The sequence below is a fragment of the Stenotrophomonas sp. YJH_SMC_82 genome (assembly GCF_059368875.1).
Genome location: NZ_JCAFSE010000002.1, coordinates 174,072 through 190,581 on the forward strand (window position 1 = coordinate 174,072; position 16,510 = coordinate 190,581).

The 16,510-nt window shown below is 67.4% G+C and carries 20 protein-coding genes and 1 tRNA gene; 15 read left to right on the top strand and 6 right to left on the bottom strand.

The genetic code is table 11. From position 1 onward, the window contains the following. Positions 1-234: 234 nt before the first annotated feature. Genes AC5P53_RS08420 through AC5P53_RS08445 form a run of 6 tightly spaced genes read left to right on the top strand, consistent with a single transcriptional unit; the run spans position 235 to position 3,652 of the window. Positions 235-441 carry a hypothetical protein gene (locus AC5P53_RS08420; RefSeq protein ID WP_401728575.1) on the top strand — a complete coding sequence of 69 codons (207 nt, stop codon included), beginning with the start codon at positions 235-237 and terminating at the stop codon, positions 439-441. Next, on the top strand, positions 438-1,571 hold the full coding sequence (locus tag AC5P53_RS08425; RefSeq protein ID WP_197574492.1) for a DNA methyltransferase: 1,134 nt from the start codon (positions 438-440) through the stop codon (positions 1,569-1,571). Before AC5P53_RS08420 ends, AC5P53_RS08425 begins: the two co-directional genes overlap by 4 nt. Then, a complete protein-coding gene (locus tag AC5P53_RS08430) occupies positions 1,568-2,152 on the top strand; it encodes a hypothetical protein (RefSeq protein WP_495227283.1) in 585 nt (194 codons plus the stop codon). Before AC5P53_RS08425 ends, AC5P53_RS08430 begins: the two co-directional genes overlap by 4 nt. Beyond that, positions 2,149-2,457, top strand: a complete 309-nt coding sequence (locus AC5P53_RS08435) for a hypothetical protein (RefSeq protein WP_495227285.1) — start codon at positions 2,149-2,151, stop codon at positions 2,455-2,457. Before AC5P53_RS08430 ends, AC5P53_RS08435 begins: the two co-directional genes overlap by 4 nt. An 11-nt stretch (positions 2,458-2,468) precedes the next feature. Then, positions 2,469-2,804, top strand: a complete 336-nt coding sequence (locus AC5P53_RS08440; RefSeq protein ID WP_229767336.1) for a hypothetical protein — start codon at positions 2,469-2,471, stop codon at positions 2,802-2,804. An 8-nt stretch (positions 2,805-2,812) separates the two neighbouring features. Next, on the top strand, positions 2,813-3,652 hold the full coding sequence (locus AC5P53_RS08445; RefSeq protein ID WP_445979055.1) for a tyrosine-type recombinase/integrase: 840 nt from the start codon (positions 2,813-2,815) through the stop codon (positions 3,650-3,652). 93 nt (positions 3,653-3,745) lie between these two features. On the opposite strand, the gene AC5P53_RS08450 is transcribed toward AC5P53_RS08445, so the two are convergent. Continuing rightward, a tRNA-Arg gene (locus AC5P53_RS08450) sits at positions 3,746-3,822 on the bottom strand. 183 nt (positions 3,823-4,005) lie between these two features. Here AC5P53_RS08450 and amaB point away from each other — a divergent pair. The 7 genes from amaB to AC5P53_RS08485 all read left to right on the top strand — a co-directional run bounded on the left by amaB (position 4,006) and on the right by AC5P53_RS08485 (position 10,752). Then, on the top strand, positions 4,006-5,538 hold the full coding sequence (gene amaB / locus AC5P53_RS08455; RefSeq protein ID WP_014646923.1) for an L-piperidine-6-carboxylate dehydrogenase: 1,533 nt from the start codon (positions 4,006-4,008) through the stop codon (positions 5,536-5,538). Then, positions 5,538-6,377 (top strand): SDR family oxidoreductase, encoded by an 840-nt coding sequence (locus tag AC5P53_RS08460; RefSeq protein ID WP_241886735.1) that lies wholly within the window; start codon positions 5,538-5,540, stop codon positions 6,375-6,377. The genes amaB and AC5P53_RS08460 overlap by 1 nt, the downstream gene beginning before the upstream one ends. A gap of 261 nt (positions 6,378-6,638) precedes the next feature. After that, a complete protein-coding gene (locus tag AC5P53_RS08465) occupies positions 6,639-6,923 on the top strand; it encodes a DUF4190 domain-containing protein (protein ID WP_014646921.1) in 285 nt (94 codons plus the stop codon). A 4-nt stretch (positions 6,924-6,927) separates the two neighbouring features. Further along, positions 6,928-7,698 (top strand): class I SAM-dependent methyltransferase, encoded by a 771-nt coding sequence (locus AC5P53_RS08470; RefSeq protein ID WP_049440796.1) that lies wholly within the window; start codon positions 6,928-6,930, stop codon positions 7,696-7,698. Between the two features lie 8 nt (positions 7,699-7,706). Further along, positions 7,707-8,762 (top strand): quinone-dependent dihydroorotate dehydrogenase, encoded by a 1,056-nt coding sequence (locus AC5P53_RS08475; protein ID WP_241886734.1) that lies wholly within the window; start codon positions 7,707-7,709, stop codon positions 8,760-8,762. 8 nt (positions 8,763-8,770) lie between these two features. After that, positions 8,771-9,832, top strand: coding sequence for a UDP-N-acetylmuramate dehydrogenase (gene murB / locus AC5P53_RS08480; protein WP_241886733.1), 1,062 nt, complete (start codon positions 8,771-8,773; stop codon positions 9,830-9,832). A gap of 32 nt (positions 9,833-9,864) precedes the next feature. Next, the gene (locus AC5P53_RS08485; protein ID WP_049406338.1) at positions 9,865-10,752 is read left to right on the top strand and encodes a DMT family transporter; all 888 of its coding nucleotides are present in this window, start codon (positions 9,865-9,867) and stop codon (positions 10,750-10,752) included. Positions 10,753-10,862: 110 nt separating this feature from the next. Here AC5P53_RS08485 and AC5P53_RS08490 read toward each other — a convergent pair whose 3' ends face one another. The 5 genes from AC5P53_RS08490 to AC5P53_RS08510 all read right to left on the bottom strand — a co-directional run bounded on the left by AC5P53_RS08490 (position 10,863) and on the right by AC5P53_RS08510 (position 15,036). After that, positions 10,863-11,867: an aminoglycoside phosphotransferase family protein gene (locus AC5P53_RS08490; RefSeq protein ID WP_032959991.1), complete on the bottom strand. Its 1,005-nt coding sequence runs from the start codon at positions 11,865-11,867 to the stop codon at positions 10,863-10,865. 99 nt (positions 11,868-11,966) lie between these two features. Then, complete coding sequence (locus tag AC5P53_RS08495) at positions 11,967-13,001, bottom strand: heparan-alpha-glucosaminide N-acetyltransferase domain-containing protein (RefSeq protein WP_241886732.1); 1,035 nt, start codon at positions 12,999-13,001, stop codon at positions 11,967-11,969. Then, positions 12,998-13,588, bottom strand: coding sequence for a TetR/AcrR family transcriptional regulator (locus tag AC5P53_RS08500; RefSeq protein WP_100449934.1), 591 nt, complete (start codon positions 13,586-13,588; stop codon positions 12,998-13,000). The genes AC5P53_RS08495 and AC5P53_RS08500 overlap by 4 nt, the downstream gene beginning before the upstream one ends. Before the next feature lie 97 nt (positions 13,589-13,685). Continuing rightward, positions 13,686-14,489, bottom strand: coding sequence for an APH(3')-II family aminoglycoside O-phosphotransferase (locus AC5P53_RS08505; protein WP_053494449.1), 804 nt, complete (start codon positions 14,487-14,489; stop codon positions 13,686-13,688). 40 nt (positions 14,490-14,529) lie between these two features. Further along, the gene (locus AC5P53_RS08510) at positions 14,530-15,036 is read right to left on the bottom strand and encodes a DUF2938 domain-containing protein (RefSeq protein WP_495227288.1); all 507 of its coding nucleotides are present in this window, start codon (positions 15,034-15,036) and stop codon (positions 14,530-14,532) included. A gap of 55 nt (positions 15,037-15,091) precedes the next feature. On the opposite strand from AC5P53_RS08510, the gene AC5P53_RS08515 reads away from it, so the two are divergent. Together AC5P53_RS08515 and AC5P53_RS08520 are read left to right on the top strand one after the other, a co-directional pair. Then, a complete protein-coding gene (locus AC5P53_RS08515; protein ID WP_241886730.1) occupies positions 15,092-15,757 on the top strand; it encodes a metalloregulator ArsR/SmtB family transcription factor in 666 nt (221 codons plus the stop codon). A 14-nt stretch (positions 15,758-15,771) separates the two neighbouring features. After that, the gene (locus AC5P53_RS08520; RefSeq protein ID WP_046430294.1) at positions 15,772-16,500 is read left to right on the top strand and encodes a GNAT family N-acetyltransferase; all 729 of its coding nucleotides are present in this window, start codon (positions 15,772-15,774) and stop codon (positions 16,498-16,500) included. Positions 16,501-16,510 lie beyond the last annotated feature (10 nt).

A 16,510-nucleotide genomic window follows, 5' to 3' on the forward strand; every position in this document is an offset into this window, starting at 1 on the left:
TGCGATACCACCGGAATCGCCAGACCAGTGAGACTCGGTCCGTACACCACGTGAACCGCCACGATCTCACCACGGCCTGGACTCCCCACCGAAACCCTGGCCGTCACCGTCCTGCCCCGGATTGCGAAGACCCAGTCCTCGTGCCAACTCCCACTCGCAGGCATCCAGTGCTCCCTTTTTCATCTCTCCTTGATCCCAGCATACAAAAGCAGGAAGCCGTGAGGTATTCCACCAATGGCTGACCAGCTGCTCACCGCTGCACAGGCCAAGCACACAGCGCGCGTATTCCTCAGCGAGGCGCGTGCGCGCCGGAATGCCCTCGGCTTCTGGTTCGCCTTCAACGCTGCACAGCGCGCGCGCAGCCGCGCCACTGCCCCCGCCCCGCTGCCGGCACCGCCGCGCGCACCGGCACTGCCGGCCCAACTGGACCTGTTCGCATGATCCACATCGGAGACTGCCTGGCAGTGATGCGCGGCATGGCCGACAACTCGGTTGATGCCGTCGTGACCGATCCTCCCTACGGCTTGTCGTTCATGGGCAAGCGCTGGGATTACGACGTTCCCAGCACCGAGGTGTGGGCCGAGTGCCTGCGTGTGTTGAAGCCGGGCGGCCACCTGCTGGCGTTCGCCGGCACCCGCACGCAGCATCGCATGGCGGTGCGCATCGAGGACGCCGGCTTCGAGATCCGCGACATGATCGCGTGGGTCTATGGCAGCGGCTTCCCGAAGTCACACAACGGCCCGTGGGGCGGTACTGCACTGAAGCCCGCGCTCGAGCCGATCACCGTCGCCCGCAAGCCGCTTACAGGCACGGTGGCAGCCAACTGGCAGCAGCAAGGCACCGGTGGGCTCAACATTGACGCTTGCCGGATCGAGACGATGGACAAGCTTGGCGGCGGCGATCAGTCTGCCGCGCCGAAGGTCGGTCCCAACGGCTGGCACCGGCCATGGATGCAAGACGAGCAGGCAAAGGCCGCGCATGCCGACCGTTGCAACGCAAACGTAGCGAAGGCCGAAGCGCTCGGCCGCTGGCCGGCCAATCTGATCCACGACGGCAGCGCCGAAGTACTCGCGGTGTTCCCCCAGGCTCCGGGACAGCAAGGCGATCTACGCGGCCATTCGCGTGATCGGACCTCACTTGGGATCTATGGCGACATGTCGGCGGCGAGGGACGCTGCCGCACGTGGGGATAGCGGCAGTGCCGCGCGCTTCTTCTACTGTGCTAAAGCCACGCGCGAGGATCGCAACGAGGGGCTGGAGTCTGGCCCGGTGCCGGCCGTGGCTGCTGGCGCGACGCCGCGCGATCTCGAAACAGCTAACTGGCCAGCCCGCAACGGCAACCATCACCCGACGGTGAAGCCCACAGACCTGATGCGCTATCTGTGCCGACTGGTCACCCCGGCTGGCGGCCTGGTGCTGGATCCGTTCATGGGAAGCGGCAGCACGGGCAAGGCCGCAGTACTCGAAGGTTTCCAGTTCGTCGGCATCGAGGAGGATCCCGTCTACGCCGCGATCGCCGAGGCGCGCATCCGCGTCGCCCAGCCAGGCTTGGCTTTTGGAGAAATCGCATGACCGCACCACTGCCCGTTTCTCCCACCACCGTTGTCGAGGCCACCAAGGCATCGTCGCCTGTTGCCGCGGTCATCTCTGCCATGCGGCGCATAGATCCCGACGGCGGCGGCGTCGCTGCCGCCCAGGTGCGCGCGTGGGCCGACACCCTGATGACGGCGCTCTACACCGCACAGCCGGTGCGCTGGGAGTACCGCCACAAGGACGATCACAGCCCGGGCTGCTGGATCCAGGCCGACGCCGGCCACGTCTACGGCGGGCACCAGCGCGGCCTCGTTGTCCGCGCCCTGTTCGACAGCCCGCGCGTGATCCAGCCAGAGAAGGTCCACGACTTCCAGCGCAACGAGTGCACACGCTGCGGCATGAGCCAAGACTGGGCAGGCCCCGATTGCTTCCCGCCTGACAAGAAGGTCGACCCGCGCACTCTGCTGCCCTTCGACCCGCAGTGGCTGGTCGAGCCGCTGGAATGGCTCAGGAATGCCCGTCCGAACCTCAACCCGTACGAACGCCGCAGGAGGGCCGAGCAAGCCGCCTTCCTGCTGGAAAAGCTGGTCGCCCACATCGAGGAGTGCAAGAAGCCATGACCCAGGAACATATCAGCCACCCGGAAGGGTTGCCGAACTGCGCCGCCGGCCACCGCGCGCGCCACATCCACGACAAGCGCTGTGCGTCCGCCGGCGGTGGCCACTTAGTCGAGTGCGCCTGCAGGTCGACCAGCAAGCATGCCGATCCCGACAAGGCCATCGCAGCGTGGCGCCGGCTCAACCGCCCGCCGCGCAGCGCGCGGCCGGCAGCGGTGCCTGCGGCAGTCGACAACGTCCTGCAGTTCCAGCTCGGCCTAGCGGAGCGCAAACCCAAAGCCCAGCGCGCGGCGCTGGCGGCGAACTGAAGGAGGACCCGATGGGAGCTGCTGAAAAGCTGGACATCGTCGGAAAGGACTGGCTGACCGTGGACGAGGCCGCGCACTACTGCGGCGTATCACGAAGCCAGTTCGATTCGAACATCGCCGACTACGGCATCGAACCACGAAATTTCATGGGCAAGAAGCTCTACGAGAAGGCTGCCCTCTACTCTGCAATCTACGGCTCGAAGCAATGGTCAAGGTCACAGTCTTCTGGCGCGATGGCGCCGCGTACCTCAACTGGCGGGAAGGCGGCAAGCGAAGCCGTGTCGCCATTGGTCGCGTCAGCCCACGCGAGGCTGAGGGCGTACGAGCAGCGAAAGAAGCGGAACTGACCCATGGAGTGCGCATCCTTCCCCGGCTCCCCACGGTCCGCGACTTCCTGGAGCCGTACCTGGAGTGGTACAAGGCCGAGCATCCCACCACGCACGGCAAGGCCAAGAGCGAGGTTCGGTTGTTTATGGCCCGCTTCGGCCATCGCCCCATCGATACGCTGCGTCCGATGGAAATGGAGGCCTACAAGACGGACCGCCTGACCAAGGACAGGGTTTCACCGGAGACTGTGGGGAAGGAAGTGCGCAGGCTGCAGGCCGCGTTCCGGCGTGGGGTGCAGTGGAAAGAACTGGACTTCAACCCGCTGGAGGAAACCCGGGCACCGCGGGGCGTTCGTAGCGTGGCGGTGCGGTTCTACGACCGGGCCGCGATGCGCAAGCTGTACCGTGCGAACCCCGGCCGGGCTCCGCTATGGCTGTTCATGGCCCACACGGGGCTGCGCCGTGGTGAGCTGGTTGGGCTGGGCAAGGATTCGGTGGCCGGGTGCAGGCTCAGGGTCGAAAGCGATCCAGACGAAGATGGCCAGGGACGCACGAAGTCGGGCAAGTGGCGCGAGGTGCCGCTGAACCGGTATGCGCGCTGGGCGCTTCGCCACCTACCCGATCCGCTGGTCGCCGTGCACAAGGACACGCTGTCCGACTGGTTCGCCTCGGATGCCAAGCGTGCGGGAATCGGTGGCAGCCTCCACCGGCTACGGCACACCTTCTGCGCCCACATGGTGATCGCCGGGGTTCCGTTGCGAAGGGTGCAGATTCTGGCCGGGCACGCCGATTACGCCACGACCGAGAAGTTCTACGCCCACCTAACGCCTGAGGGCGACGATGGCGCCGTAGCGAAGCTCAAGTACTGATCCACGCCGCTGGGACCACTGGGACCAAATCCTGTGGATATGCGGGAAACAGTGGGAAATGCGCACCACTGAGCCTGCCTAAGTTATTGATTCTGGTGACCCCGGCCCGATTCGAACGGGCGACCTTCCCCTTAGGAGGGGGACGCTCTATCCAGCTGAGCTACGGGGCCATGCAGCCGGGAAGTTTACAGGCAACGTGCCCTGCCCTCCAAGCATTCATGTTCGGCCAGGCCTGACTGGCGCGTTGCACCATGGCCGGCCGGGGCGCTCTGCTACCATCGGCGATTCAGTTCATCGCGTCCCCCACCTGCCCGCGATGGCACCAAACAACGTAACGAAATACAGGAGTCTGCATGTCTTCCGAGCTGCTCAAGTCCCTTGGCCTGGACGCGATCAACGCTGGCACGTACCTGGGCAACGGGGAGTGGTCGAGCGCGACCAGCGGTGAGCTGATCACCCCGGTCAATCCGACCACCGGCGAGCCGATCGCGCAGGTCCGCGCGACCACCGAGGCCGAGTACGAGACCGTCGTGGCCCGCGCCCAGGAAGCCTTCAAGGTCTGGCGCACCACGCCGGCCCCGCGCCGCGGTGAAGCCGTGCGCCTGTGCGGTGAAGCACTGCGCAGGCACAAGGACGCCCTGGGTTCGCTGGTTGCGCTGGAAATGGGCAAGAGCAAGCCGGAAGGCGATGGCGAAGTGCAGGAGATGATCGACATCGCCGATTTCGCCGTGGGCCAGAGCCGCATGCTGTACGGCTACACCATGCATTCCGAGCGCCCCGGCCACCGCATGTACGAGCAGTACCACCCGCTGGGCCTGGTCGGCATCATCTCGGCCTTCAACTTCCCGGTCGCGGTGTGGAGCTGGAACTCGTTCCTGGCCGCCATCTGTGGCGACGTATGCATCTGGAAGCCGTCCAACAAGACACCGCTGACCGCCATCGCCTCGCTGAAGATCTGCAACGACGCCCTGCGCGAAGCCGGCTTCCCGGACATCTTCTTCCTGATCAACGATGCCGGCACCGCGCTGTCGGAAAAGATGGTCGATGACCGCCGCGTGCCGCTGATCAGCTTCACCGGCTCGACCCAGGTCGGTCGCACCGTCAACGAGAAGGTCGCGCGCCGCCTCGGCCGCTGCCTGCTGGAACTCGGCGGCAACAACGCCATCATCCTGGACGAAACCGCCGACCTGAAGCTGGCCGTGCCGGGCATCGTGTTCGGCGCCGTCGGCACCGCCGGCCAGCGCTGCACCACCACCCGCCGCCTGATCGTGCACCGCTCGATCTACGCCGACGTGCTGGCCACCCTGGTCAAGGCCTACAAGCAGGTGGAAGGCAAGATCGGCGACCCGACCGATGCGGCCAACCTGATGGGCCCGCTGAACAGCGAAGGCGCCGTGCAGCAGTTCCTCGATGCGATCGCCCAGGCCAAGGCGGCCGGCGGCACCATCGAGACCGGTGGCAGCCGCATCGACCGCCCGGGCAACTTCGTGTTGCCGGCCATCGTCTCCGGCCTGAAGAACAGCGACGCCGTGGTCCAGCACGAGACCTTCGCGCCGATCCTGTACGTGATGCCGTACGACACCCTCGATGAAGCCATCGACATGCAGAACGGCGTGCCGCAGGGCCTGTCGTCCTCGATCTTCACCCAGAACCTGAAGACTGCCGAGAAGTTCCTGTCGGCCGCCGGCAGCGACTGCGGCATCGCCAACATCAACATCGGCACGTCCGGTGCGGAGATCGGCGGCGCCTTCGGTGGCGAGAAGGACACCGGCGGTGGCCGCGAGTCCGGTTCGGATGCGTGGAAGGTCTACATGCGCCGCCAGACCAACACCATCAACTATTCGGATTCGCTGCCGCTGGCCCAGGGCATCAAGTTCGACCTGTGATGGCAAACGACGCGGACACGTCCGTGGGCCAGAGCCCCTCCGGGGATCTGGCCCCAGCGAGGGGTCGGATCCCCGCAGGGGCTCCGACCCTCGATTTCAGCGGCCGCCGCGTGCTCATCGCCGGCGGCAGCAAGGGCATTGGCCGTGAAATGGCGCTGGCCTTTGCCGGCGCCGGCGCACAGGTCTCGGTCTGCGCCCGCGGCCAGGCCGGCCTGGATGCCCTGCGTGCCGATGCACGAGCGCAGGGCTTCGAACTGCACGTGTTTTCCACCGATCTGGCCGATCCCGGCCGGATCCAGGCCTGGCTGCAGGCCGCTGCCGCTGCCCTCGGCGGTATCGATGTACTGGTCAACAATGCCACCGGCTACGGCATGGCCGACGACGAGGACGGCTGGGCCGCCAGCCTGCAGATCGACCTGATGGCGGCCGTGCGTGCCTCGCGCCTGGCATTGCCATGGCTGCGTGCCTCCAGCGACGCCTGCATCCTCAATCTGTCGTCGATTGCCGCGCAGCAGCCGCGCCCCGGTGGCGCGCCGTACGCCGCGGCCAAAGCCGCGCTTTCGCACTACACCACGTCACAGGCGCTGGCGCTGGCCAAGGACCGGATCCGGGTCAATGCCATCGCCCCGGGCTCGATCGAGTTCGATGACGGCCTCTGGGACCGTCGCCGCGTCGAGGACCCTGCGCTGTACCACGGCACCCTGGCGAAGATTCCGTTCGGCCGCTTCGGCCACCCGCGCGAGATCGCCGACGCCGCCCTGTTCCTGTGCTCGCCGCTGGCGCGCTGGGTCACCGGTAGCGTGCTCAATGTGGATGGCGGCCAGGTGTTGATGGGCTGATACCGGCACTTCGGTAGCCGCCAACCCTGGTTGGCATGCCTTTCGTCGACCAAGGTCGACGCCTACCAGGGCCGATATGCCTTTCGTCGACCAAGGTCGACGCCTGCCAAGGCCGAAATCCCTTTCGTCGACCAAGGTCGACGCCTACCAGGGCCGAAATCCCATTCGTCGGCCAGGGTCGACGCCTGCCATCCCATCCGCCGGGCATGGGATTGCCGGGGCAGAGGCACTATCATGTGCACACTGCCAAGGAGGACCCCGATGAGCGTGGCACCCCGACAGACAAGCGCCCTGGCCGTGGTCAGCCTGGTCATGGGCATCGCCAGCTGGACCGTCCTGCCCTTCGTTGCCAGCATCGTCGCCATCATCACCGGCCACATGGCCCGCGCCGAAATCCGCCGCCGCCCGCACGAACTGGAAGGCGATGGCCTGGCCGTTACCGGCCTGGTGCTGGGCTGGGTCATGGTCGGCGCGGCACTTGCCGCCATCGTGGTCTTCATCCTGTTCTTCGGCGGCCTGGCGTGGCTGGCGGCGGTGTCGAACTGACGCCATGACCGCCTCCGACAGCACTGAACGCTTCAGCAGCCGCGTCGCCGACTACGTCCGCTACCGGCCCGACTACCCACCGGCGCTGCTGGAGTGGCTGCATGGCCCGATGGGTGTCAGCCAGCAGGCGCGTGTGGCTGACATCGGCGCCGGTACCGGCATTTCCAGCCGCCTGTTCCTGGCCAGCGGCCATCCTGTTGTCGCGGTTGAGCCCAATGCGGCCATGCGGGGCGCGGCCGAAGAATGGCTGGCACCGCAGTACCCGCAGTTCCGTGCGGTGGACGGCCGCGCCGAGGCCACCGCGCTGGACGATGCCAGCATCGATCTGGTCAGCGTCGCGCAGGCCTTCCATTGGTTCGACACCGTGGCGGTACGCGCCGAGTGGCAGCGCATCCTGCGCCCCGGCGGCCAGGCCCTCATCTACTGGAATTCTCGCCTGCTCGATGCGAGCCCGTTCCTGGTCGGCTACGAACAGCTGCTGCTGGACTACGGCACCGACTACACCGCCGTGGCCGAGCGCTACCAGGACGACGCCACCATGCAGGCCTGGTTCGGCGCTGGCCTGCGCGGCAGGGTGGAGCTGCCGAACGTGCAGCACCTGGACTTCGACGCCCTGCGCGGGCGCCTGCTGTCCTCCTCCTACGCCCCTCAATCCGGTCATCCGCGCCACGCACCGATGATCGACGCTCTGCAGCACCTGTTCGCCGCCCACGCGGTCGACGGCCAGGTCGCTTTTGAATATCGAACCCGAGCCTTCCTCGGCACGCTGGACTGAACCGACGCATGTATTCGCTTGCCCGCCCCTTCCTGTTCTCGCTCGACGCCGAGCGCGCCCACGGCCTTGGCCTGTCCGCACTGGACCTGGCCTATCGCACCGGCACCACGCCGCTGCTGGCCGCACGCATCGCGCCGATGCCCAGCACGGTGTTCGGGCTGACGTTCCCCAACCCGGTCGGCCTGGCCGCCGGCCTGGACAAGAACGGGGAGCACATCGATGCGCTGTTCGCGCTCGGCTTCGGCTTCGTCGAAATCGGCACGATCACCCCGCGCCCGCAGGCCGGCAATCCGCAGCCGCGCCTGTTCCGCCTGCCGGAACACAACGCGATCATCAACCGCATGGGCTTCAACAATGCGGGCGTGGACGCGCTGGTGCGCAACGTCGAGCGCGCGCGCAACCGCCGCGGCCTGCTCGGCATCAACATCGGCAAGAACAAGGACACCCCCAACGAACAGGCCGTGGACGATTACATCGCCTGCCTGGACAAGGTGTACCCGCTGGCCGACTACATCACTGTCAACATTTCCTCGCCCAACACCGCCGGCCTGCGTGAGCTGCAGGAAGAAACCGCGCTGCGCCAGCTGGTCAGCCAGCTGCGTGACCGCCAGGAAGAGCTCGCTGCCCGCCACGGCCGCCGCGTACCGATGCTGGTGAAGGTGGCGCCGGACCTCAGCGAGCGCGACATCGATGCCGCCGCCCGCGTGCTAAGCGAGCTGCAGGTGGACGGCGTGATCGCCACCAACACCACCATCGACCACAGCAAGGTGGCCGGCGATCCGCTGGCCAACGAGGCCGGTGGCCTGTCCGGCGCGCCGGTGCTGGAGCAGTCCACGCTGGTGCTGCGCCGCCTGCGCTCGCGCCTGCCCGAGTCGGTGCCCTTGGTCGGCGTCGGCGGCATCCTGTCCGGCGCCGATGCCGTGGCCAAGATGGCGGCCGGTGCCGCGCTGGTGCAGTGCTACAGCGGCCTGATCTTCCGTGGACCGGCGCTGGTTTCCGAATGCGTGGAGGCGATCCGTCGCCGCCGCGAAGCGCCCAGCCGCGGCGCGGTGGCCCCACTGTGAGCGCGCCCATGGACACCATCGACGGCAACGCCCCGCTGCGCTGGACGCTCACCCAAAATGCGCCGCTGCAGGGACTGAACACCTTCCACGTGCAGGCCAATGCGGAACAGCTGCTGGAACTGCACGATGCCGCGCTGCTGCCGGAGGTGCTGGCACTGCCCGAGGTGGCCAACGGCCCACTGCTGGTGCTGGGTGCCGGCAGCAACGTGCTGATCGCCGAGGACCTGCCCGGTACCGTGCTGGTGTTCGGCAACCGCGAAATCAGTTTCCTTGAACACCGCGCCGACCATGCCGTGATCCGCGCCGGCGCCGGCGTGCCCTGGCATGGCCTGGTGATGTGGTCGCTGCAGGAAGGCCTGTCCGGCCTGGAAAACCTGGCGCTGATTCCCGGCACCGCCGGTGCCGCACCGATCCAGAACATCGGCGCCTATGGCGCGCAGGTCGGCGAGTTCATCCAGGCGGTCGAAGCCTGGGACTGCCAGGAACAGGCCTGGGTGCGCCTGGATAACGAACAGTGTGGTTTCGCCTACCGCGACAGCGTGTTCAAGCAACAGCCCGATCGCTACCTGATCACCGCCATCGAACTGAAACTGCCACTGCTGCACGATCTGCGCATGGACTACGCCGGCATCCGCGAAGAGCTGCAGGCGCAGGGCGTGGTGCTGCCGGGCGCGGTGGACGTGGCCAATGCGGTGATCGCGATCCGCCGCCGCAAGCTGCCCGACCCGGAGGTACTCGGCAATGCCGGCAGCTTCTTCAAGAACCCGGTGCTCCCGCTGGAGCAGGTCGACGTGCTGCTGCAGCATTTCCCCGACCTGCCGGTGTTCCCGGCCGAGCAGGACGACAAGCGCAAGGTCTCGGCGGCCTGGATGATCGAATCCTGCGGCTGGAAGGGCTTCCGCGACGGCGATGCCGGCGTGGCTCCCAGCCACGCGCTGGTGCTGGTCAACCACGGCAATGCCAGCGGCGCTGAACTGCTGGCGCTGGCGCGCCGCATCTCGGCCTCGGTGCTGGAAAAATTCGGCGTGCCGATCGAACCGGAGCCCCGCCTGCTCGGCGCACAGTGGTGAACAGCCCCACCCTTTCCCCCAGCGCCACCCCGATGCGGGCGGCGCTGCTGATGCTAGGCAGCACGATGGCGTTCGGCCTGATGGCGGTGGCGATCCGCTATGCCACGCGCTACGTGCCCACCCAGGAAGTGGCGTTCTTCCGCAACGCCTTCGGCCTGCTGGCGCTGCTGCCGATGCTGCTGCGGCCCGGCCGTGCGCCCTTGAAGACGCAGCAGCTGCCACGCTATTTCGTGCGCAGTGCAATCGGCCTGGGCTCGATGCTGTGCGCGTTCTGGGCGCTGGGTCACCTGCCGTTGGCGCAGGCGGTTTCGCTCTCCTATTCCACGCCGCTGTTCGTCACCATTGCCGCCGTGCTGTGGCTGGGTGAAACCGTGCGCGTGCGCCGCTGGGCCGCGGTCGTGGTCGGCTTCATCGGCGTGCTGGTGATCGTGCGTCCCGGCACCGCCGGCTTCACCGCCGGCAGCCTGGTCGCGGTGGGTGCGGCGGTACTCAGCTCGCTGGTGGCGATCCAGATCAAGCAGCTGACCCGCGTCGACAGTGCCGATACCGTGGTGCTCTATACCTACGTGTTCTGGGTGCCGCTGTCGCTGGTGCCGGCGCTGTTCGTCTGGGCCTGGCCAACCGGGTCGGCCTGGCTGTGGCTGCTGGCCACCGGCGTGCTCGGCACCGTCGGCCAGCTGTTGTGGACCCGCGCGCTACGGCTGGGCGAAGTCTCCGCCCTGACCCCGATCAGCTTCCTGCAGCTGCCCCTGGTAACGCTGTTCGGCTGGCTGCTGTTCAACGAAACGGTGGACCGCTGGACGATCATCGGTGCCGGCATCATCCTCGCCGCCAACGCCTACATCGCCCACCGCGAAGCCGTGCTGTCACGCCGCGCTGCAAGCGCGGCGGCCTCTGCAGCGGCCAAGCCCGCAGAGTAGATCCACACCCCGCGCAGACACCGCGGCCCCCTGTAGAGCCGAGCCATGCTCGACTCATCGCGCAGCGTGAGGGTTCATCGTAGAAAATGCCATGCACGCATGGCGTGGATCTACAGCGCGCGATACACCCGCTCTGCCGCGTCGAATACATTGCCCGGTGCGAACTGTTCGCTGAGGAAATGCAGCGACTGCCGGCGCAGCTGCGGCGAACGGTCCTCTCCATCACTGCCCAGCAGGACCTGCTGGAACTCGATCAGGTCCTGCAGGATGCGCCAGTGCCGGTACCAGGCGATCCAGCGTGGATCGCCGCGGTCACTGCCATAGCCTTCCTCGAATCCCAACGGGTTCTCGCGCCCCCAGCGCCCACCGACCGCGCCACCGATGAACATCAGGTCGCGCTCGCGCGGGGCCAGCGACAGGCCATCCCAATCGATCAGGTGCAGGCTGCCGTCATTGCCCATCAGCAGATTGCCGGCATGCAGGTCGGTGTGGCACAGGTGCAGCCGCACCGGGACATCCTGCAACGCCGCGTGCAGCTGCAGTGCCTGCGCATGCAGCGCCGCGATGCGCGCATGCTGCTGGTCCCAGACGGATACGAAGGCGCGGCCCAGCCCATCCCTGGCGGCCGCCAGGCCCTCGCCGGCCAGCCATTGCCCGACCGTATCAAGCGCCGCGGTTTCCATCCGCAGGCTCGGCAGCGCCTCCTGCAGCGCCGGTGGCGGGCACGCCTCGTGCAGGCGCCGCAGCACCTCGCCCAATCGTTGCCACTGCGTGCGGCTCAACGCCGCCTCGAAGCCGGACTGGCCTTCCACATACGGGAACAGGGTGAACTGCAGGCCCCAGCGCTGCACTGACGCTCCACCGGTCAGGGCCGGCCAGGGCGCGACGATTTCCTCGATGCCCAGCGTGCCGCGCAGCCAATGCAGGGTGTCCCAGACGGCAGGGGCAACCTGGTAACTGCGGCACTTCAACCACCATTGCCCGCGCCGTGCATCGATGCGATACACACTGGCGTTGGCATCGGCGCCAACCGGGCGTGGCACCACGGCATTGGCGGTGATGCCATAGGACTGCTGAAGGACTTCGCCGAGATGCTGCGCCGAAGCGAATGACATGGATGCAAGCGGAGAGTATTACCTGCCGCCACTATCGCAGATGCGCGGGCCGCGACACAGACATGTCCGTCACAACATCGTGCCTGCGCGACCAAAGTGCTAGCCGGCGACGCGTCGCATCACCGCTTCCAATGGGCCCCGCGCGAACCGCCAGGACCACAGCCACGCTGCGCTCGTGGCCAGCATCAGGAACAACAATGCCCACAGCAGCACCGACGCGAGCGACGCGCTGCCATCAAGCAGGCCCAGGCCTTCCAGCGTGCCCATGCCCAGCAGGATATGGCAGACGTACAGGGTCAGGGTCATGCGCCCGGCCGCGGTGAACGGTTCCAGCCAGTCACCCGGTCGTACACGCGTCAGCCACAGGCAGGCTGCAATGACACTGCAGGCCGCGCCCGCGCCTGTGAGTACGTAGGCCGGTCCCGGTGGCATCGGCTGCGTTCCCAGCCACGCCTGCCAGGGCGTTCCCTGCGCAAGCTGCTGCACGCCATGTCCAGCCACGATCAGCATCAGGCCCAGCACCAGCAGCGCGCGCTGGACCTGCGGTTGCGACAGTTGCAGCCGCGCCAGCAGCATGCCCAGCAGGAAGAAGCACAGCCACGGCAGCAGCGGATGGAACCCATTGAACAGCAGGTTGCGGGCCGCGCCCGGCCATTGCCACAGACCGGCGTATTCCAGCGTCTGCCAGTTCCATCCCTGGCTGTAGTCCCAGTGCAGCAACGCCCAGAACGAACAGGCCGCGATCCCCACGATGCTGGCCAGCAACACCCGCGGCGAGGCCCGCAGCCACAGCACGGCCAGCGCGAAATACACCGCGTAGTAATGCAGGATATCGGCCGGGAACAGCGTCAGGTTGAGCAGGCCCAGCACCAGCAGGAACAGTGCGCGCCGCCAGGTCTGCACACTGGCCGGCCACCAACCCTGCCGATGCGTGCCCAGTACCAGGCCCAACCCGGCCAGCGTAACGAACGTCGCCGAAGCCTTGCCTTCCAGAAAGTGGAAGACGCCTGCCAACCATCCGGCGCCCTCTGCCGGCACGGCCATCGCCAGGCGGAAGTTGACCAGCACCATGCCGGCCAAGGCCAGGTAACGCGCCAGATCAACGCCGTGCAGTCGCCGGTCGACGGCGCTCATGCGCGTGCGCCCAGCAGCAGCGCAAGCAGGCCGAGATCCAGCGATGCCTCATCGGTGCCCCCGGCTTCGCCCAGCCCTCGGCGCAGGGCATCGCTTTCGATGGCATCCAGCAGCACCTGTGCCTGCAGTGCCGGGGCCAGCACGGGGCGCCGACGTTCGCGCCGTGCCACCTGCTGCAGGGCTTCGGCCAGCGTCGCCTGCAATTGCCTGCGATTGGCCGCAAATGCCTCGGCCACGGCCGGATTGCGTGCGCTCTCGGCCAGCACTTCGACGGCGAGCGTTGCCCACTCCGGTTGCCGGCACAGTGCGTGGAAGTCCTGAAGGAAAACCAGCACCCGTGCGCGCTCGCCATCGGACGCGGCCAGTCGCTGCAGCAACGGTGCCAGTTCCTCGCCTTCGGCCACGGCCACCGCAAGGATGATCGCCTCCTTGCCCGGGAAGTGGTTGTAGAGATTGCCGAGGCTGACGCCGGCCGCCTGCGCGATGTCACGCATGCTGGTCTGGTGGAAGCCCTTCACGAGAAAGCACTGCAGGGCGGCCTGCAGGATCTGCGCGATGCGTTGCTCGTTGCGGTCGGTTCGGTTCATGCCACAAATAGTGAACGAACGTTCGTCCATTTTTAAGGGCGCGCGCATCCGCTGGCAGGGCGCCGTTCAGCCCTGCCCTACGCTGCCCTGTGCGGTTTCAGAAGAACTCGTCGAGAAGACGGTAGAACGCCAGCCGCCGTTCGTCGGGCACAACGCCATAGCGCCGGAACAGCGGCGCGACCCAGCGCGTGTCGCCGAAGTTGTGGACCAGGCTGCGCGCGGCGAGCGCCAGATCCTGGTAGCGATCGGCCACACCCAGCCGGCCACAGTCGATGAAACCGCTGAAACGGGCTTCGGCTGCCAGCAGGTTCGGCAGGCAGGCGTCGCCGTGGCTGACCACCAGATCCTCGTGATTGGGCCGGGTAGCGCGCAGTTCGGCGAACACCTGCTGTGCGCTCTGCCCCAGGCGCTCGTCATCGAAGTCATCGGCGTCGACCAGGCCCGCCTCGACCCGTGCCTGCGCGGCCTGCAGGCGCGAGGCCAGCCGCTGGTCGAACGGACAGGCTGCCACCGGTATGGCATGCAGGCCCCGCAGCGCATCGGACAGCAGTTCCACCAGGCGCTGGGGCGGAAGCTCAGGCGACGAGGCCAGGTCGCGGCCGGGCAGCGCGCTCATCAGCAACCAGCGCCGGCCCGCTTCTTCGGCAGTGGCAATCACTGCAGGCGCCGGCTGCCCCTGGCCCTGCAGCCAACGCAGGCGGGCAATTTCATCGCCCAGCTCACTGAAGGCGTCGATCACTTCCGATTTCAGGAAGGCATCAGCCTGTCCCGGGCGATGCACACGGGCGACGTCTGCGCGCGATACGCCGATCGACTGTCGCTCGATGCGCGCATCGGCCAATGTTTCCCGCCACGCCCACGGCAGCGGCATGCCATCAGTGAAGGGATCGGGTGCTTCCATGGCGGGATGCTCCTGCTGCCGGTGACCCACGGATTCTCGCTCATCCTGCACGGACCCCGGCCCACAGCAGCGCGGAAAGGTGCATGCCTGCGCCGAACACGCTGTGTGCCACCAGGCTGCGCAGCCGCGCCTTGCCAGGCACCGGGGTCTTCGAAGCGGCAATGCCGGCGCCCATACCCGGCTGCAGGATGAAGAACGGCGCGGCAACGCTGAGAATGCCGAAGGCCAGCGCCGGCCACAGGGTCGGTGCCTGCACCCAACCGTTCCCGACCACGGCCAGCAACACCGCGGCGAAGACCACACCGATCACGTAATGCGCGGTCCACCCAAGCGCGCGCTCGCCGGCCACCGGCAGCGAACGACCAATGCCCTCATGGCGCAAGCGCCCACGCCGCAGGTGGCCGAGCCAGCGGCCGACCATCGCAACATCCAGCGACGGAATGCCGAGCAGCCTGCGCTGCAGCAACGCCCACAGATCCATCAGCGCGGTCGCGCCCACGCCGATCACTACCGCGTCGATCACCAATGTCGTCGCCCAGCCACTCATTCCGCCAACCTTCAATTATTTGCTTGAATGATAGATCGATGCTAGCGTGCCCGGCATGAACGCTGCAACCGAGCTGCCGCCGTCCCCGCTGGAAGCGCTGGCCGAGATCGCCCGCAGCCTGGGCCACCCGCACCGCCTGGCCCTGCTGGAGCACATCGCCCAAGGCGAGCGTGCGGTCGAGCGCCTGGCCGAACTGAGCGGCCTGTCGGTGGCCAATACCTCCCAGCACCTGCAGCAGCTGCGTCGTGCCGGCCTGGTGCAGACCCGCCGTGACGGCAAGCGCATCCTCTACCGCAGCGCTGACGGCCCACTGGCCAACCTGCTGGCCGCGCTGCGCGACTATGCCGACCACCAGCGCAGCGAAATGCAGGGCGTCCTCACCGACAGCCTGCAGCGCCGCGATGCACTGGAAGGGCTGACCGTCGAGCAGCTGCTGGAGCAACGCGACAGCGTGGTACTGCTGGACGTGCGGCCGCGCGAAGAATTCGATCTGGGCCACCTGCCCGGCGCGCTGAACATTCCCGCAACTGAACTGCACGCGCGGATGGACGAACTGCCGCGCGCCGTCCACATTGTCGCGTACTGCCGCGGGCCCTACTGCGTGCTGTCCAACGATGCAGTGATGATGCTGCGCGAAGCCGGCCTCAGCGCGCAGCGACTGGCCGCCGGCTATCCCGAATGGAAGGCCGCAGGCCTGCAGGTTGAACTGCCCCGACACTGAGCGAACCGTTTGTCATGGATGATGCGATTTCCCCGTTGATCGATGCTGCCTGGCAGCGCGTGTTCGCCGGCCAGCGCACGTTGCAGCAGGGGCCGCAGCTGCACCTGGCGTGCAGCGATGATGTCGATGAGGGTGAGGACGGCATGCTGTTACAACCGGTCGCGGGCCCCGCCCGAGCGCTGTTGCGTCCTGCCCTGGCCGCTCGCCTGCAACTGCGTGCGCAACCGCACTGGACACTGGCGCAGCTGCAACAGCGCTTGCAGCAGCTCGGCCAGCATACGCACGGCGCGGATCGTGTCTTCTACTTCCCCACCGCAACACTCGCCGCCCTCGCCGAACACCCTGCCCCACCACATATCCGCCGCCTCGGCGCGACCGACGCGGCAGCGTTCAACGCGTTCCAGGCCACCGCCAGCGAGGACGATCTCGATGCCGCATGGGTCGAGCTGGATCACTGGCAGGTGTTCGGTGCCTTCGACGGCGAGCGCCTGGTCGCTGCGGGAAGCATGTACCCCTGGAGCCTGGATCCAGCCTTCGCCGATATGGGCGTACTGACCCTGCCCGAGGCCCGCGGTCGCGGTCACGCGCGACAGCTGGTACACGCCATGGCCGTGTCCGCGCGGGCGTCCGGGCTGCAGCCGCAATACCGTTGCCAGCTCGACAACACCGCCTCGATCATCACCGCCGGACGCAGCGGCCTGCGCGCGTTCGCCGATTGGGACACCATTCTGGCGGCCGACTGAGGCCGCCGCA

Bases quoted from the DNA above. Each gene is read 5' to 3' on its own strand.
- AC5P53_RS08435 (WP_495227285.1), top strand. From the start codon at position 2,149: ATGACCCAGGAACATATCAGCCACCCGGAAGGGTTGCCGAACTGCGCC.
- AC5P53_RS08485 (WP_049406338.1), top strand. From the start codon at position 9,865: ATGCGGGCGGCGCTGCTGATGCTAGGCAGCACGATGGCGTTCGGCCTG.
- AC5P53_RS08505 (WP_053494449.1), bottom strand. From the start codon at position 14,489: ATGGAAGCACCCGATCCCTTCACTGATGGCATGCCGCTGCCGTGGGCG.
- AC5P53_RS08440 (WP_229767336.1), top strand. From the start codon at position 2,469: ATGGGAGCTGCTGAAAAGCTGGACATCGTCGGAAAGGACTGGCTGACC.
- AC5P53_RS08520 (WP_046430294.1), top strand. From the start codon at position 15,772: ATGGATGATGCGATTTCCCCGTTGATCGATGCTGCCTGGCAGCGCGTG.
- AC5P53_RS08500 (WP_100449934.1), bottom strand. From the start codon at position 13,588: ATGAACCGAACCGACCGCAACGAGCAACGCATCGCGCAGATCCTGCAG.
- AC5P53_RS08510 (WP_495227288.1), bottom strand. From the start codon at position 15,036: ATGAGTGGCTGGGCGACGACATTGGTGATCGACGCGGTAGTGATCGGC.
- AC5P53_RS08420 (WP_401728575.1), top strand. From the start codon at position 235: ATGGCTGACCAGCTGCTCACCGCTGCACAGGCCAAGCACACAGCGCGC.
- murB (WP_241886733.1), top strand. From the start codon at position 8,771: ATGGACACCATCGACGGCAACGCCCCGCTGCGCTGGACGCTCACCCAA.
- AC5P53_RS08475 (WP_241886734.1), top strand. From the start codon at position 7,707: ATGTATTCGCTTGCCCGCCCCTTCCTGTTCTCGCTCGACGCCGAGCGC.
- AC5P53_RS08490 (WP_032959991.1), bottom strand. From the start codon at position 11,867: ATGTCATTCGCTTCGGCGCAGCATCTCGGCGAAGTCCTTCAGCAGTCC.
- AC5P53_RS08465 (WP_014646921.1), top strand. From the start codon at position 6,639: ATGAGCGTGGCACCCCGACAGACAAGCGCCCTGGCCGTGGTCAGCCTG.
- AC5P53_RS08425 (WP_197574492.1), top strand. From the start codon at position 438: ATGATCCACATCGGAGACTGCCTGGCAGTGATGCGCGGCATGGCCGAC.
- AC5P53_RS08515 (WP_241886730.1), top strand. From the start codon at position 15,092: ATGAACGCTGCAACCGAGCTGCCGCCGTCCCCGCTGGAAGCGCTGGCC.
- AC5P53_RS08495 (WP_241886732.1), bottom strand. From the start codon at position 13,001: ATGAGCGCCGTCGACCGGCGACTGCACGGCGTTGATCTGGCGCGTTAC.
- amaB (WP_014646923.1), top strand. From the start codon at position 4,006: ATGTCTTCCGAGCTGCTCAAGTCCCTTGGCCTGGACGCGATCAACGCT.
- AC5P53_RS08430 (WP_495227283.1), top strand. From the start codon at position 1,568: ATGACCGCACCACTGCCCGTTTCTCCCACCACCGTTGTCGAGGCCACC.
- AC5P53_RS08470 (WP_049440796.1), top strand. From the start codon at position 6,928: ATGACCGCCTCCGACAGCACTGAACGCTTCAGCAGCCGCGTCGCCGAC.
- AC5P53_RS08460 (WP_241886735.1), top strand. From the start codon at position 5,538: ATGGCAAACGACGCGGACACGTCCGTGGGCCAGAGCCCCTCCGGGGAT.